The 14,850-nt window shown below is 41.2% G+C and carries 17 protein-coding genes; 12 read left to right on the top strand and 5 right to left on the bottom strand.

What is annotated here, in order from left to right; translation table 11 throughout:
* Window positions 1–4 precede the first annotated feature (4 nt).
* On the bottom strand, window positions 5–622 hold the full coding sequence (locus QM738_RS15645) for a TetR/AcrR family transcriptional regulator (RefSeq protein ID WP_462277665.1): 618 nt from the start codon (window positions 620–622) through the stop codon (window positions 5–7).
* Between the two features lie 179 nt (window positions 623–801).
* The gene (locus QM738_RS15650) at window positions 802–1,959 is read right to left on the bottom strand and encodes a homogentisate 1,2-dioxygenase (protein WP_462277666.1); all 1,158 of its coding nucleotides are present in this window, start codon (window positions 1,957–1,959) and stop codon (window positions 802–804) included.
* Between the two features lie 176 nt (window positions 1,960–2,135).
* Here QM738_RS15650 and QM738_RS15655 point away from each other — a divergent pair, with 176 nt between their 5' ends.
* Together QM738_RS15655 and QM738_RS15660 are read left to right on the top strand one after the other, a co-directional pair.
* Window positions 2,136–2,567: an NUDIX hydrolase gene (locus QM738_RS15655; protein WP_462277667.1), complete on the top strand. Its 432-nt coding sequence runs from the start codon at window positions 2,136–2,138 to the stop codon at window positions 2,565–2,567.
* A 1-nt stretch (window position 2,568) separates the two neighbouring features.
* Window positions 2,569–3,105 carry a metallophosphoesterase family protein gene (locus QM738_RS15660; protein WP_462277668.1) on the top strand — a complete coding sequence of 179 codons (537 nt, stop codon included), beginning with the start codon at window positions 2,569–2,571 and terminating at the stop codon, window positions 3,103–3,105.
* A gap of 1 nt (window position 3,106) precedes the next feature.
* Here the strand turns inward: QM738_RS15660 and QM738_RS15665 are convergent, their stop codons facing one another.
* Together QM738_RS15665 and QM738_RS15670 are read right to left on the bottom strand one after the other, a co-directional pair.
* Window positions 3,107–3,868, bottom strand: a complete 762-nt coding sequence (locus QM738_RS15665) for a M12 family metallo-peptidase (protein ID WP_462277669.1) — start codon at window positions 3,866–3,868, stop codon at window positions 3,107–3,109.
* A 48-nt stretch (window positions 3,869–3,916) separates the two neighbouring features.
* Complete coding sequence (locus QM738_RS15670) at window positions 3,917–5,029, bottom strand: TolB family protein (RefSeq protein ID WP_462277670.1); 1,113 nt, start codon at window positions 5,027–5,029, stop codon at window positions 3,917–3,919.
* A gap of 104 nt (window positions 5,030–5,133) precedes the next feature.
* Here QM738_RS15670 and QM738_RS15675 point away from each other — a divergent pair, with 104 nt between their 5' ends.
* Together QM738_RS15675 and rpe are read left to right on the top strand one after the other, a co-directional pair.
* On the top strand, window positions 5,134–5,931 hold the full coding sequence (locus QM738_RS15675; RefSeq protein ID WP_462277671.1) for a tetratricopeptide repeat protein: 798 nt from the start codon (window positions 5,134–5,136) through the stop codon (window positions 5,929–5,931).
* A 178-nt stretch (window positions 5,932–6,109) separates the two neighbouring features.
* The gene (gene rpe / locus QM738_RS15680) at window positions 6,110–6,757 is read left to right on the top strand and encodes a ribulose-phosphate 3-epimerase (protein ID WP_462277672.1); all 648 of its coding nucleotides are present in this window, start codon (window positions 6,110–6,112) and stop codon (window positions 6,755–6,757) included.
* Here rpe and QM738_RS15685 read toward each other — a convergent pair.
* Complete coding sequence (locus QM738_RS15685) at window positions 6,750–7,631, bottom strand: hypothetical protein (protein WP_462277673.1); 882 nt, start codon at window positions 7,629–7,631, stop codon at window positions 6,750–6,752. The two genes, rpe and QM738_RS15685, sit on opposite strands and share 8 nt — an antisense overlap.
* 148 nt (window positions 7,632–7,779) lie before the next feature.
* On the opposite strand from QM738_RS15685, the gene QM738_RS15690 reads away from it, so the two are divergent.
* The 8 genes from QM738_RS15690 to crcB all read left to right on the top strand — a co-directional run bounded on the left by QM738_RS15690 (window position 7,780) and on the right by crcB (window position 14,834).
* Complete coding sequence (locus QM738_RS15690) at window positions 7,780–10,281, top strand: TonB-dependent receptor (RefSeq protein ID WP_462277674.1); 2,502 nt, start codon at window positions 7,780–7,782, stop codon at window positions 10,279–10,281.
* Window positions 10,282–10,286: 5 nt separating this feature from the next.
* Complete coding sequence (locus QM738_RS15695; RefSeq protein ID WP_462277675.1) at window positions 10,287–10,784, top strand: hypothetical protein; 498 nt, start codon at window positions 10,287–10,289, stop codon at window positions 10,782–10,784.
* 205 nt (window positions 10,785–10,989) lie between these two features.
* The gene (locus tag QM738_RS15700) at window positions 10,990–11,340 is read left to right on the top strand and encodes a nuclear transport factor 2 family protein (protein ID WP_462277676.1); all 351 of its coding nucleotides are present in this window, start codon (window positions 10,990–10,992) and stop codon (window positions 11,338–11,340) included.
* A gap of 262 nt (window positions 11,341–11,602) precedes the next feature.
* The gene (locus tag QM738_RS15705) at window positions 11,603–12,586 is read left to right on the top strand and encodes a PhoH family protein (protein WP_462277677.1); all 984 of its coding nucleotides are present in this window, start codon (window positions 11,603–11,605) and stop codon (window positions 12,584–12,586) included.
* Window positions 12,587–12,631: 45 nt separating this feature from the next.
* Complete coding sequence (locus tag QM738_RS15710) at window positions 12,632–13,300, top strand: C40 family peptidase (RefSeq protein ID WP_462277678.1); 669 nt, start codon at window positions 12,632–12,634, stop codon at window positions 13,298–13,300.
* A 62-nt stretch (window positions 13,301–13,362) separates the two neighbouring features.
* The gene (locus QM738_RS15715; protein ID WP_462277679.1) at window positions 13,363–13,965 is read left to right on the top strand and encodes a nuclear transport factor 2 family protein; all 603 of its coding nucleotides are present in this window, start codon (window positions 13,363–13,365) and stop codon (window positions 13,963–13,965) included.
* 82 nt (window positions 13,966–14,047) lie between these two features.
* Window positions 14,048–14,452: a hypothetical protein gene (locus QM738_RS15720; RefSeq protein WP_462277680.1), complete on the top strand. Its 405-nt coding sequence runs from the start codon at window positions 14,048–14,050 to the stop codon at window positions 14,450–14,452.
* 10 nt (window positions 14,453–14,462) lie between these two features.
* Window positions 14,463–14,834, top strand: a complete 372-nt coding sequence (gene crcB / locus QM738_RS15725) for a fluoride efflux transporter CrcB (protein WP_462277681.1) — start codon at window positions 14,463–14,465, stop codon at window positions 14,832–14,834.
* Window positions 14,835–14,850 lie beyond the last annotated feature (16 nt).

Below are 14,850 nucleotides of genomic sequence, written 5' to 3' on the forward strand. Positions count from 1 at the left end.
CGCTTTATTTCTTTATTGAATCAATAATAAATTTTGGTATCTCTTTTCGCCGCTGTTCTATCACTGCATCAAATTGCTTGTCGTTCAGCTGCAGGTTCTTCGTGATCATCGGCTTTGCTATAAAAGGAAAAATAGTCATCGATAATAAATTCAGCAGCAGGTGTATGGGGTTGATCTTCTTGATCGTTCCTTTCTGTATTTCTTTTTCGATCTGTGCCAGCAATTTCATAGGTTTAGGCCGGTGGCTCATATTCCACAACTTGCCGAAAAACTGCTCTGCATCCCTGTTCACTTCATTCAATATAAACCAGGGCAGGTAAGGGTTTTCGAGCATCTCGTCAATGTATTCATTCACAAACAGTGCTATCTTTTCAAACAGCGGTGCGTCTGATTCAAAAATGATATTCACTTTTGGAAAGAACTTGTTGGCCTCTTCCATAAAGATCACTTCAAACAATTTGTCTTTATCCTTGAAATAGTAATGCAGCATGGCTTTATTGATGCCGGCCTCATCAGCGATATCCTGCATACGGGCACCCGCCATTCCTTTGCTGGTAAACACTTTTCGTGCTGCAGCCAATATCTTTTGCTCTGTAGTGGTATCTATTTTATTTTTAACCATATAGTTTAACCAAATGGTTAACAAAAGTACATAATCTTTTTACTTCGCCAAATTCTTTTTATTGAAAGGTTGTTTTGGGAGACTGGAAGGAAATGAAAAAAGGGGAGTATGGCACGCAGAGGACACAGAGAAAAAATACACATCCTCATTCCCCATACTCCTTATCGAATTGATTATTCTTATTCTGCCCAGCTCATGATATAATTACCGTTCTCTATTTCCAACGCCTGTTTGGTGAGCATCAACGGACGGAAAGTATCTACCATCACTGCCAGTTCTTTGGTTTCTTTCGCACCAATACTTTTTTCAACAGCACCGGGGTGCGGACCATGCGGTATACCTGCAGGATGCAAAGTGATCATGCCCCTGGTTACATTTTTACGGCTCATAAAATCACCGTCCACGTAATAGATCACTTCATCACTGTCGATATTGCTGTGATTATAAGGCGCCGGTATGGCTTGGGGGTGATAATCGAATAAGCGGGGCACAAAGGAACAAACCACGAAGGCATTGGTCTCAAAGGTCTGGTGCACGGGTGGTGGCTGGTGCACACGACCTGTTATGGGTTCAAAATCGTGGATGGAAAAAATATAAGGATAACAGCAACCATCCCAGCCCACTACATCAAAAGGATGGGTACCATAATGCAGTCCATACAACATTCCCCGCTTCTTAGCTTTAATAAGGAAATCGCCTTTTTCATCAATGGTCTTTAAATTGGCAGGTGGCCGCATATCCCTTTCGCAATAGGGTGCATGTTCCATTAGCTGCCCGTATTTGCTCATGTATCTTTTAGGGTAACGTAAAGGCGTAAACGATTCCACAATAAATAGGCGGTTCTTGTCGTCATTGAATGCTATCTGATAAATAGTACCCCTGGGCAATACAATATAATCGCCATAGCCGAAACTCAGTTCACCATATTGTGTATGCACGGTACCGCTCCCCTCGTGTACAAAGATCATTTCATCCGCATCGGTGTTCTTATAAAAATAATCTCCGGTGCCGGATTGCGGTGCAGCCAGTACAATATGGCAATCGTTGTTCACGAGTACAGGGATACGGCTTTTTAAAAACTCTCCGCCGGGTTTAATATTGAATCCCTCGAAGCAACGGTGCTGGAGCATTTTTTCTTCTGCCACCTGCGGACTCACATCCACCTGCGGTTCTGTTTTAATGATCTGTGTGGGCGGATGGCAATGGTACAGCAGCGAATAATCATCGCTGAAACCTTCCGTTGAAAATAACTGTTCGCTGTACAAACCGCCGTCGGGCTTGCGGAACTGGGTATGGCGCTTGTGAGGAATTTTTCCTAAACTATAGTAATGAGACATTTTTTGTAATTAATAATGAATAATTAAGAATTAATAATGAGTTGTAAGGTCAATCATTATTAAAGAAGGCATAGTTCCAGGGAGGCAAGGAGGAAAATATATTTCCAGTTGCGCTTATCGATATAATATGTAAAATTGCGGTGGAATGGCATAGCTTAAAATCGCACCTAAAGTTAATGAATCAAAACATCAAATCAGCAACAACATTTTTGCCCTGTGCAGGATTGCTGTATATCGAGCACCGGAAGCTGCTGCTGGCATTCAGCAACAATAAACAATGCTATTATTTACCGGGCGGTAAAATTGATGCACACGAATCTGCTGCTGCCGCTTTATGCAGGGAAGTGCTGGAGGAAATGAATGTAACTATTGATACAGCAGACCTTGAATTTTATACGCATATCACTGCACCCGCCTATGGCGAAAAAGAAGGCGTGATAATGGAGCAGGATTGTTTTTTGCTGAAGAAAAAAATCGCACCGGCTGCTTCTGCGGAAATTGCCGCTTTACATTATTTCTCTGTGGAATTATATAAGAAAGAGACCAACCAGGCGCCCGGCGCACTGATGGTACTGGAACAATTACAAGCAGCTGACCTTATTGATTAATATGACAAGAATTGGATTGATATCAGATACCCATGGCTACCTGGATGAAAATGTTTTTGAGCATTTTAAGCATTGTGATGAGATATGGCATGCGGGCGATTTTGGGGAGGGTGTTGCTCATGATCTGACGTCCCGTCTGATCATGAGCAACGCCTCTCAACATGGTCAGACGGGGCGTCAGACCATGTTGAGAGGCGTATACGGTAATATCGACGGCAATGATATCCGGAGCGAATATCCCGAGCAATTGGTTTTTATGTGCGAGGAAGTAAAAGTAATGATGCGGCATATTGGTGGCTATCCGCCGCGTTATAATCCCGAAACCAAAAAAGAAATATTATTGCACCGGCCACAACTCTTCATCAGTGGCCACAGCCATATTCTAAAGATCATGTACGATGATCAATTGCAATGCCTGCATATGAATCCAGGTGCTGCCGGTAAGCATGGCTGGCACAAAGTAAGAACATTGATCCGCTTTAATATCCACGGAAAAGAAATGAAAGATTGCGAAGTGATAGAACTCGGCAGCCGGTAAATTATTTGCCGCCATTGGCGTGCAGGTCGGCACGGCAATTAGCATCCAGCGCAGGTATATTACCATTCATTAAAGGCCCCATGATACCCGTGGTCTGCACTTCATAATACATCAGGCAATTGGAATTATTGCAATGTTTTGCATTCGCTGCATCTTCATGTGCTGTCTGCATGGCCGATCCCAGGTTAACCAATCCTAAAAGATGTCCCATTTCATGTTCCAGTATGGTAGACTCCAGTTTGGTGCGGCTCACCTGCCCGATACCACCCGAATTATCCGCCACTTTTTTTGCGAAGATGCACATGGAAGTATTGCGGTAAGCAAAGCCCAACACATTATCCGTGGTGTAATTGCCATCTACGTATAAAAAATTCAGTGCTATCTGGGTACCGGAATTGTATTTGGTACGGTTGGTCTTTTCAATAGCAGCCACATCATCCAGTGAATAAACTGATTTACCACCGGATGCAATGGCACTCTGCACTACGGTAATGCCGCCGGGTTTATTGGCCAGCAGGTTAATAAAATTCACCAGGTTATTTACAGAAGAAACATCGGGCTGGTAGCCGGGCATGTATTGCATTTCAATGATCGCTGAAGTGTACTTGGTAGCACTCAGCAATTCATTGGCAGAGGCGCCAACGGCTTTGGTATTTTCTGTATTACCAACGGTAAGGCCGGATACAGCGTCTTTTTTAGAGCAGGAGTTGTTTACTGCAATAATAATTAATGCAGCTGCACAACATTTCAGGGCTTTGGTCATAAGAATGGCTTTATTTTCTTTACGAAAATATCATGCCAACAGTTTTAGTTAGTTCACCCAATCTGCAATAAAAATGTTGGTATCCCTGGTACCACCATTGTTGCGGTTGCTGCAAAAAATGATCTTTTTGCCATCGGGGCTAAACATAGGAAATGCGTCAAAGGATTTCTCAGCGGAAATTTTTTCTAGTCCTGTGCCATCTTCATTGATCAAAAACAGGTTGAAAGGAAAACCTCTTTTGCTCTGGTGATTGCTGGCAAATATGATGCGTTTGCTGTCGGGTAAATAAGCCGGTGCCCAGTTGGCGTTGCCAAAATTGGTCACCTGTTTTACATTTTTACCATCGGTATCAGCTATATATACTTCCATATTGGTGGGTGCCACTAAATTCTCAGCCAGAAAATCTTTGTATTCTTTTATTTCTTCGGCTGTTTTAGGGCGGCTGGCACGCCAGATTATTTTTTTACCATCGGGGCTGAACCAGGCGCCGCCATCATAACCCAATGTATTGGTCACCCTTTTTTCTTTACCGGTTTTCAGGTCCATGATGTACAGGTCAATATCGCCGTCTTTATCGCTGGTGTAGATGATCTTTTTACCGTCGGGAGATACCGTTGCTTCTGCATCGTAGCCTTTGCTGTTGGTGAGTTGTTTTACGATCTTACCATTCAGGTCGGCCATAAAAATATCGTAGCTGTCGTATAAAGGCCAGATGTATTTGTTGCCATATTTCTTCCTGTCTGGTACGGGCGGACAGGTATCTGCGCCTAAATGTGTGCTGGCGTAAATAATGTGTTTGCCATCCTTTAAAAAAGAACCGCAAGTGGTCCTGCCCTTGCCACTGCTGATCAATCTTGGTTCAAATTTTTCGCCATAAGCGGGCACTTTACCAATGAACATTTCATCGCACATAATGCCTTCTTTAGGATTGGTACGCTGAAAAATGATCCACTTGCCATCAAAACTAAAATAAGCCTCTGCGTTATCACCACCAAAGGTCAGCTGCTGCACATTTTTAAAATGCTTTTCGCCGGGAAAATGGATGGTATCGTCAGTGTGAGTAGTGAGTAGTGAGTGGTGAGTGGGGGTTTTAGGCTTATAAGAACTGATTATAATAGTTAAGGTCAGTAATACTGTTGCTGCAAGGGCAAATCTTTTCATCCGTGTAATTTTAGGCGGCAAAGTTACAAAGCTGATAATTTTAATTGTCAGAAAAATGTCATGACGTTAACAAGTATCAGCTTAATTTTGCGGCAGTATAATTTATGAAACAACTATTATTCTCCCTTTCCGCTTTATTTTTTATTACAGCCTGCAACAATGCGGCTAAAGAAGAGCCGGTTACCCAATTACAGGTGCCTGAACAGGAAAAAGCGCTGAAAGATGCCGTTACCCAATACCCGGATTCGATCCCTTTACGGAAAGCGCTGATAAAATATTATGAAGAATTGCAATCATCGCAGCTTGCCATGAAGGAAGTGGATAATGCTATAAAAGTGGATAGTAATGATGTGGAATTGTGGGATAAAAAAGCCACGATCTTTTTGTATGATGAAGACACACTGAATGCTATCAGGTCGTACAATAAAGCGATTGAAGTATATCCCGATCCGCAATACATCATGTCGGTGGGTGTATTGTACGCTTTTAAAAGAAATGATACAGCGCTGGCCATGGCCGATGCTTTGCTGATGGCCAAAAAATCAAATGCCGATAAAGAAGCCTTATTGATAAAGGGTATTTATTTCGGTGCCATAAACGAAAAACAAAAAGCGCTTGGCTTTTTTGATAATTGCCTTAAACTGGATTACACCTATATGTCAGCCTACCTGCAAAAAGGTATTACACTATTTGAGTTGGGCAAATACCAGGAATCAATTGCCATATTTGATCGGGCCACAACTTTACAAAACAGTTTTGCCGAAGGTTATTACTGGATGGGCAGAAACTATGAACAATTAAAAGACAATAACAACGCTATAGAAAATTACCGCAAGGCATTGTTCTACGATCCTGATTATGTAGAAGTAAAAGAAGCGATGGGAAGGTTGGGGGTTAAGTAGTTGAAAGTGCAAAGTTCATAGTTGAAAGTTCAAAGTTTATAAGTACAAGGCGTTTATTTTACTATTGTGGCTTTATAATTATCTTTGCGGCGAAAAAAGTTAACTCATAACTCATAACTCATAACTCATAACTCATAACTCATAACTCATAACTCATAACTCATAACTCATAACTCAAATGCCCATCATCGCTCCTTCCCTTTTAGCATCTAATTTTTTAAACCTTGAAGCCGAGTGCAAAATGCTGAACGAAAGCCAGGCCGATTGGTTTCACCTGGATGTAATGGACGGACGTTTTGTACCCAATATCAGTTTTGGACCAATGCTTATCGAATTCTTCCGGAAAGCCACCACCAAGGTTTGTGATGTGCATTTAATGATCGAGGAACCCGAAAAATATACAGAAGCTTTTAAAAAAGCCGGCGCCGATAATTTAACCGTGCATATTGAAGCCTGCCGCAACCTGCACCGCAATATCCAGCAGATAAAAGAGCTGGGCATGAAAGCAGGCGTGGCCATCAACCCTCATACACCGGTGGAAAGTTTAAAAGATATTTTAGCAGATATTGACCAGGTGTGCATGATGAGCGTGAACCCCGGTTTTGGCGGCCAGTCATTCATTCCTTATACACTCACTAAAATAAAGGAGCTGCGCAAAATGATCGATGAACGTTCGCTGAACGTAAAGATCGAAATTGATGGCGGCGTAACGGTTGCCAATGCAAAATCTATAATTGATGCAGGCGCCGATGTGCTGGTAGCAGGCAATACCGTTTTTAAAGCGACTGATCCCATTGCCACCATTGCACAATTAAAAGCTATTTAGCAGCACTGAGGGTGTCGTAGATCTGCTTTACAACATTGGCATCTTTTTTTACCCAGTTGGTCTCCTCTTTATCCCATTTGTATTTTTTGGTAATGATGTCTTCCAGCATGCGCTGGCCTTTTAATGCCTGTTCTTTATTGTAAAAGCAATTGATCCATTTGTCTGTTACTTTTTCTTCCCGCATTACAGATATGCCGCCGCTGTACCATACAAAAACAGTGGGCAGTCCCATAAAAGTGATGCTGTTACCGCCTCTTACAATATTATCGTTTAAAAAAGTATGGAAAAAGCCCACGTGTTGCAGCACTCTTTGTTTGATCTCTGCATCAGTTTCCGGTTTTGATGGTTTGATGCGCCATTGGTTATTGGCTCCATAGAACGGATTATTGTTGGGATCCTTCTGCACTTTACCATCGGCCTTATATTCTATCTGCTTTTTATCTGCCGTATTGGTCAGCGCCAGGTTCTTTGCATTAATATTATCGATCGTGTACTGCGCCTTGCCACCGTCTTTATAATTAATAGTGATCGTCTTTCCGGCATCATCCAGCGCCCAGGTACCAAAGCGGATATTATCACGAGGGTTCTGTACCACTGAGCCATCAGCAAAAAATGAAAAACCACGGTAAGGCATATCAAAAGTAGCGCTGCCGCCGGATAATTCAGCTTCCTGGGCATCTTCCTTACTTTCCCAATTTTGCGCCAGTATTACTTTTACATCTTTAGTGGAGCGTACATCCGTGAGCATATCGGGCAATTCGTTGGTCTTGGTGGGCTCAACCTTTGCTTCTTCTTCCTTATTCTTTGCCCCATTGTTGTTACAGCCTGCAGCGATCAATGCCGAAATGCCGATCATAAAAAATATCCGCTTCATAAAATGTATTTTTTTCAAAAATATTAATTACCGTTAATAATATTGCAGCAAAATTTTAAAGGGTTAAATTTAACAAAAAAATAAACGGTATCGCTTTCGGCAGAACTGCCAATATCGGGTAACCATAAAAATATTTTATCTTCACTGCATGAGAATCATTCCGCTGCTGATATTATCATTGCTTTTTTTAACTGCAACCGCCCAAAAGAAAACCGCCTTTGTTTCCGGTAAGGTAATGGACGAAAATGAAAAACCCCTGCAGCATGTATCTGTTGTGATACTGGGCAAATCAACGGGAATGGTGACCGACGACAGTGGCCATTTTAAAATTAAAGTGCCGGCCGATAAAGCATTTGCATTGGTGTTTTCTTTTTCAGGTTATAAAGATGTACAGAAGAATTTTTACCTCAGCAATAATGAAGAAGAAACAACCGTGATACAAATGGAACTGGGTCGTAAAACACTGGATGCGGTAGTGGTAACAGATGATAACCAGCGCAGGGAAACAGGCCTTGCCAAGATCAATCCCGAGAATGCACTCACCCTGCCCAGTACCATTGGCGGCGTGGAAGGATTGATAAAAATATTGGTGGGCAGCAATAACGAACTCAGCTCGCAATACAGCGTACGCGGCGGTAATTACGATGAGAACCTGATCTACATCAACGATTTTGAGATCTTCCGTCCATACCTTGTACGCAGCGGCCAGCAGGAAGGGTTGAGTTTTATCAATCCTGAAATGGCAAAGAATGTAAATTTTTATAATGGCGGTTTCCAGGCAAAATATGGTGATAAAATGAGCAGCGTGCTCGACATTCAATATAAAAAACCAAAAACATTTGGCGGCACTGCTTACATCAGTTTGCTGGAACAGGGACTGAGCCTGGAAGGCGCCAACAAAAAACAAAATGTTACTTACCTGCTGGGCATCCGCAACAAAAGCAATAAGAATTTATTGAGCAGCCAGGAAACCGTTGGGTCGTATATCCCCTCCTCTTCCGATATACAGGCTTTTATCACTTATAAAGCAAGCGAAAAATTACAGTTTGAATTTTTGGGTAATTACTCCGTAACAAAATTCACCCTCTTTCCGCAATCAGCACAAAAAACAACTTCTGTATTCTCTCCTTTTTTTACTGCTAACCTCGGGCTGGATATTGATTTTGAAGGCAAGGAACAGGATGGCTATAAAACAAGCCTGCTGGGTTTAAGCATGGTTTATAATCCCACCCGCAAACTAAAACTAAAGTGGATGCTTAGCCGCTTTGAAGATAAAGAGAATGAAAATTTTGATATTGCCGGTTCCTATCTTTTTGGTGACCGCGATTTTGATAATACCAGCAGCACATTCGGACAGATCATTAATCCCCTGGGCGCAGGTTACTACCAGAATTATGCAAGAAATTCACTGGACATTACTGTGTACAATGCAGCACTGAAAGGCAGCCTGGATAAAGGCAAACATTTTATACAGTTTGGCAACAGCATTGAACAAACCAACATTACTGATAAATTAAGGGAATGGGAATACCAGGACAGCGCCGGTTATTCATTACCCTATAACAGTGCTAACCTGAACATGTACAAATTCCTTAACTCCACTGCGGATCTTTCCATACAAAAATTCAGTGGTTATGTACAGGATAATATCCGCCTGGGTAATGCATCAAAAGATGTGACCCTGCAGGCAGGTGTACGTTACAATTATAATTCGCTGAATAAAGAATTTTTGATAAGCCCCCGCATGCAGCTAAGCTTTAAACCACAATGGAAGAAAGATGTGGTATTGAAGTTTGCAGCGGGCATTTATGATCAGCCGCCTTTTTACCGCGAACTAAGAAAATACGACGGCACCCTGAACACCGCAGTAAAAGCACAAAAAAGTTACCAGGTGGTGGCAGGCATGGATTATAATTTTAAAGGATTGGAGGACCGTCCATTCCGCCTGACCACTGAAGCCTATTATAAAGGACTTACAGATGTGGATGTATATGATATTGATAATGTAAAGATCCGCTATGCAGGTAACAACAATGCCAAAGCCTATGCCACCGGTGTGGAAGCCCGCTTGTTCGGCGAACTGGTGAAAGATGCTGAAAGCTGGCTGAGTATTGGCTTTATGCGCACAAAAGAAGATCTTGATAACGATTATTATTATCAATATAAAAATGCAGCCGGTGAGATCATTACATCGCACAGCACCAATCAAACACCTGTAGATAGTGTCAAGAACAATGTAGGTTATGTACGCCGTCCTACCGACCGGCTGATAACAGTTGGTTTGTACCTTGAAGACTATTTACCCACCAATAAAAATTTTAAAGTGCACCTGAATATGCTGTATGGCAGCAACATGAGTTATAATATTCCCAACAGTGTTAAATACCGCAATGCCCTCATTATTGATCCGTACATAAGGATCGATATCGGTTTCAGTGCACAATTGCTGAGCGAAAAAAGCGAACGCCGCAGCCACAGTCCTTTTAAAGATTTTGAGAATATCTGGGCAAGCTTTGAAGTATTTAATTTGATCGACAGACCTAATACCATCTCTTATCAATTGATAAAAGATTTTGCCAATAATATTTACAGCATCCCCAACCGCTTAACTCCGAGACTGGTGAATTTTAAACTGGTAGCAAGGTTTTAATATGTATGCGCAAACTTAGTTTTACGATATTCATTTTATTTTTTACGGCAACTGTTTACAGCCAGGATAATTTATTGAAGAACGAAAAGCTCATTTTTTCTTTTGATACAAAAAGCGGAAAACATGTAACGATTGCAAGAGACAGTAATGATCAGTATATCATTTACAGGTTTGGCAGTGCTGGTAAAACTGAAATGGAATTTCCCGGTAAAACTGAAAAGAGTTGGAAAGATTTTACTTACGCTTTTTATTTGAGAGGCGGTGGTATCCAGAATGAAGGGATAGACCTTAATTATGTCAGTTTTACAAATAATGGCTTTAAGTATGTGATCTACGATGAGTATTATGCCAGGGGAAACCAAACGGGTATCGGCATAAGAGTGACCGATCTGAAGACCCGAAAAACTATTGATATTAAAGGCAAATACAAAACCATCAAAGGAACACTTGTTGACCTGCGGGATAATAAATTTATTGCAACAAGTGATGGATTAACAGATTAGCTGCAAGTATAATTCTATTGGCGCCGAAGCAACAGATCAACCAACATTATACCACTCATGTAAAAGCATCGTATAAGGTTCTTATTCATCCGCATTTAATGTATATTGAGTGATGCCATCCTCCTTAAAAATTGTACATCCTCTATTGCTTTCCGTCTGTACAGTATTACTTTGCTGCAATACAGCCAAACACAATACAGAATCAGTGGAAGCTGCTATGCAAAAATATGATGCACTCATTCTTCGCCTGGATGCAGACGCTATTTCAAAATTATTTACAGCAGATGGCAAGCTGGGCAACATTGCAACAGGAAGAGATTCGATAAAAAAATTTTTATCCTCTTTTAAGAACGTACAGGTATTATCACAACATTCCTCCACCACTTCAATAAACATCATTGCAGATACTGCTACACAAAATGGTATCTATCATCAAACAGATGTAGTAAACAACCGCGATACTGTAACTGTAAAAGGTGAGTTTACTGCACGCTGGTTATGGATCAATAAAAAAGGTTGGTTCATCCAGCAGATGGAAACAAAACCTACGCAATAGATGATACGATCATTGTAGTAAGCGTCTACTCATTTTGTAGTAGTATTCAATACACTTTAAAAATTGGTACGGCTATTGATGTGATGTTATATTAATTAACATTCTGTTGATAAGTATATTTGTTGAATGTTAATTGATATTCGTTAAATTTGAAAAGGAAGTTTAGAAGTACCAAACAGAATTTTATTTGTTCATTAAAGTGCTGCTATGTTTGGTTGGGATTTTTTACAACAACAGAAACAGTGCGTAAAATTGAAAACCATTGACAGAGACCATCATTAACCTCGAAACCGTTAACCCCATTGAATTCTTTGGCGTGAATAACGGAAAACTGGACATCTTAAAAAAGAAATTTCCTCTCTTAAAAATCTTAAGCCGCGGTACACAAATAAAATTAAGCGGCGCTCCCGAACAAATTGAAGGTGCAAAAGAAAAGATCGATCTGATACTCCAGTACCTGGAACGTAATGGCCACATGAGCGCCAATTACTTTGAACAGATACTCGGTGGTGATGATGAAAGAGTGATCGATAATTTCATGGATCGCAACCCCAATGATGTATTGGTGTTTGGCCCCAATGGCAAAACAGTAAGGGCACGTACCAGCAACCAGAAAAAAATGGTGGAAGCATGCGATAAAAATGATATCGTATTCGCCATTGGCCCTGCAGGTACCGGTAAAACCTATACTGCTGTTGCATTGGCGGTAAGGGCTTTAAAAAACAAACAGGTAAAAAAGATCATTCTTACAAGGCCCGCTGTGGAAGCAGGTGAAAGCCTCGGCTTTTTACCCGGCGATCTGAAAGAAAAGATCGATCCATATTTAAGGCCATTATATGATGCGCTGGATGATATGATACCAGCCGACAAGTTGGGATATTATATGACCACACGCACTATCGAAATTGCACCATTGGCATACATGAGGGGCCGTACACTGGATAACGCTTTTATCATATTGGATGAAGCGCAGAACACCAACGACCTGCAGATAAAAATGTTCCTCACCCGTATCGGGCCCAATGCAAAAGCCATCATCACCGGTGACCCTTCGCAGATCGATCTGCCGAAGAACCAGCAGAGCGGTTTGTTCAAAGCCACACGTATCTTAAAGAATATCGATGGCATTGCGCATATCGAACTGGATGAAGAAGACGTGGTAAGGCACCGCCTGGTTAAATCCATCATCAAAGCCTACAATAAATTTGATGGCAAGGATGAAGAGGAAAAGAAAAAGACTTTGTAGATTTGGTGAATGTTCTTTTTTAAATATACTAACCTTCGAAATACAATGAGGCAGCTTAAGGGTTGCCTCATTTTTTTATGTACCATTATCTTGTATGCATGCAGCGATAGCTCCGGTCATTCCAATATTGAAACTTCATCTGCAGATTCGCTTAAGGAGCAACAAAAAATCCAACGGGCATTTATTGCCATCGACTCGGTAAAAAAAATGGTACAGACCGGCGACCTTGTTGTAAGGACCGGCAATGATTTCACCAGCGAAAGCTTACGCAGCCTCAACCAGCGTGACAGGACTTACTCTCATTGTGGCATTGCCAGTTGGGAACATGATACACTTTTTGTGTACCATGCACTGGGCGGCGATTTTAACCCCGACCAGAAAATACGCCGTGATAATTTTGAGCTTTTTGCAGAGCCTTATTCCAACAGGGGCATTGGCCTGTACCGTTACCAGTTGGATGCAGCCGATATTGACAGCCTGATGATAACCGTGCGCCAGCTATACCATATCGGTATTATGTTCGACATGAAATTTGACCTGCAAAGCAACGACCGCATGTATTGCGCCGAATTTGTTTACAAAAGCCTGGTAATGGGCTGCAACGGAAAATTACGCTTTACCACCAGCCAATTGGGTGATTTTACGTTTGTTGGCGTGGACGATCTTTTTTTGCAACCCTTATGCAGACTGCAAAAAAAGATTTTATACCAATAATAGTTTGAAACATGGAAAATAAAACTAATTTTGAAACCTAAATAAAAACTAAAAATACTATTATGAAAAAAATGTTATTAGCCGTTGCGGTAACTACAACTTTACTATTTGTTAGCTGTAAGTCTGGCGGTGGCGACCCCAAAGCTGTATTGATCGCTTTTTTTGAAGCATTGAGCAAAAAAGATTTTGATGCTGCAAAAAAACTGGCTACCAAAGACAGTGAGCAGATGTTTGCACTGATGCAAATGGGCATGAATATGGCTAAAGACAAAGACGATAAGGAAATGGATAAATTCAATAAAGACAAAATGATCTTTGGCGAACCAAAAATTGATGGCGACAAAGCAACTGTGGAAGTAAAGGATAAAGAAAAAGGCGAAGCAGTGAATTTTATTTTAAAGAAAGAAAGCGGCAGCTGGAAAGTAGCTTTCGATAAAGCATCAATGATGCAGATGGGCGCTGAAAAAATGAGCGAAAAAGGTATGGATCCTACTGCTGCAATGGATAGCCTGAACAGCGGCCTGGATAAATTAAAAGATATGAACGTGGATTCTTTAAGCAATAAAATGAAAGAAGCCGCTGATAAGCTGAACGAGAACAAAGACAAAATTGAAGAAGCCGCTAAAAAAATGAAAGAAGCTGCTGACAAAATGAAACAGCCATAATATCAGAACGCATAAAAAAGAAGCACCCCAAAACCGGGGTGCTTTTTTTATCAGCTTAGCCGAAAGATGTTTAACTTTAACTATGATTAGAAAAACAGCATTCAGCCTTGCAGCAGCTTTTGTTCTATTTGCCTGCAACAGCAATCAGCCCAAAGCGCCCGTTACCAATGTGGAAGTTGCCACTACTTTTATAAGGGCCGTACTGGATGACGATTTTAAAACAGCCGAAAAATACCTTTTAAAAGACGAGACCAACCAGCAGTATTTTGAGAACTCCAGGCGGCAGTACGAAGGAAAAGATAAAAGCGAACTGGAAAAATACAAATCCTCCGAAATACTGATCAATACGCTGAAGGAAGTAAATGACAGTGTAACGCTGGTGAATTACAGCAATACCTATAAAAAAGACAATGCCACCGATCTTAAACTGCTGCGCAGGAATGGCCAGTGGTTCATCGATTTTAAATATACCTTTGTAAAAGAATAGCTGCTGTTACATGCTCAAAAATTTTCTTTTAGTAGGCCTGGGAGGAGCGATCGGCTCCATGCTCCGGTATGCCACTTCATTACTGGTGCCGGTAAAAAATTTTCCCTGGGCTACTTTTGCCATTAACATTACCGGCAGCTTTTTAATAGGTGTTATATTATCATTAAGCTTAAAAAGCGAAACATTTCATAACAACTGGAGATTATTTTTAGCAACAGGTATCTGTGGCGGCTTTACCACCTTTTCTGCTTTCTCTGCCGAAAATGTAGTGCTGCTGCAAAACGGAAAATATTTTATGGCGCTGGCTTATGCTGTATGCAGCGTAATACTGGGCATTGCCGCGGCATGGTGCGGCTTCAAACTCATAACTTATAACTCATAACCTATAATTTTTAACG

It is taken from the genome of Ferruginibacter sp., assembly GCF_049840995.1.
Taxonomy (GTDB): domain Bacteria; phylum Bacteroidota; class Bacteroidia; order Chitinophagales; family Chitinophagaceae; genus Ferruginibacter.

Bases quoted from the DNA above. Each gene is read 5' to 3' on its own strand.
- QM738_RS15645 (WP_462277665.1), bottom strand. From the start codon at position 622: ATGGTTAAAAATAAAATAGATACCACTACAGAGCAAAAGATATTGGCT.
- QM738_RS15650 (WP_462277666.1), bottom strand. From the start codon at position 1,959: ATGTCTCATTACTATAGTTTAGGAAAAATTCCTCACAAGCGCCATACC.
- QM738_RS15655 (WP_462277667.1), top strand. From the start codon at position 2,136: ATGAATCAAAACATCAAATCAGCAACAACATTTTTGCCCTGTGCAGGA.
- QM738_RS15660 (WP_462277668.1), top strand. From the start codon at position 2,569: ATGACAAGAATTGGATTGATATCAGATACCCATGGCTACCTGGATGAA.
- QM738_RS15665 (WP_462277669.1), bottom strand. From the start codon at position 3,868: ATGACCAAAGCCCTGAAATGTTGTGCAGCTGCATTAATTATTATTGCA.
- QM738_RS15670 (WP_462277670.1), bottom strand. From the start codon at position 5,029: ATGAAAAGATTTGCCCTTGCAGCAACAGTATTACTGACCTTAACTATT.
- QM738_RS15675 (WP_462277671.1), top strand. From the start codon at position 5,134: ATGAAACAACTATTATTCTCCCTTTCCGCTTTATTTTTTATTACAGCC.
- rpe (WP_462277672.1), top strand. From the start codon at position 6,110: ATGCCCATCATCGCTCCTTCCCTTTTAGCATCTAATTTTTTAAACCTT.
- QM738_RS15685 (WP_462277673.1), bottom strand. From the start codon at position 7,631: ATGAAGCGGATATTTTTTATGATCGGCATTTCGGCATTGATCGCTGCA.
- QM738_RS15690 (WP_462277674.1), top strand. From the start codon at position 7,780: ATGAGAATCATTCCGCTGCTGATATTATCATTGCTTTTTTTAACTGCA.
- QM738_RS15695 (WP_462277675.1), top strand. From the start codon at position 10,287: ATGCGCAAACTTAGTTTTACGATATTCATTTTATTTTTTACGGCAACT.
- QM738_RS15710 (WP_462277678.1), top strand. From the start codon at position 12,632: ATGAGGCAGCTTAAGGGTTGCCTCATTTTTTTATGTACCATTATCTTG.
- QM738_RS15715 (WP_462277679.1), top strand. From the start codon at position 13,363: ATGAAAAAAATGTTATTAGCCGTTGCGGTAACTACAACTTTACTATTT.
- QM738_RS15720 (WP_462277680.1), top strand. From the start codon at position 14,048: ATGATTAGAAAAACAGCATTCAGCCTTGCAGCAGCTTTTGTTCTATTT.
- crcB (WP_462277681.1), top strand. From the start codon at position 14,463: ATGCTCAAAAATTTTCTTTTAGTAGGCCTGGGAGGAGCGATCGGCTCC.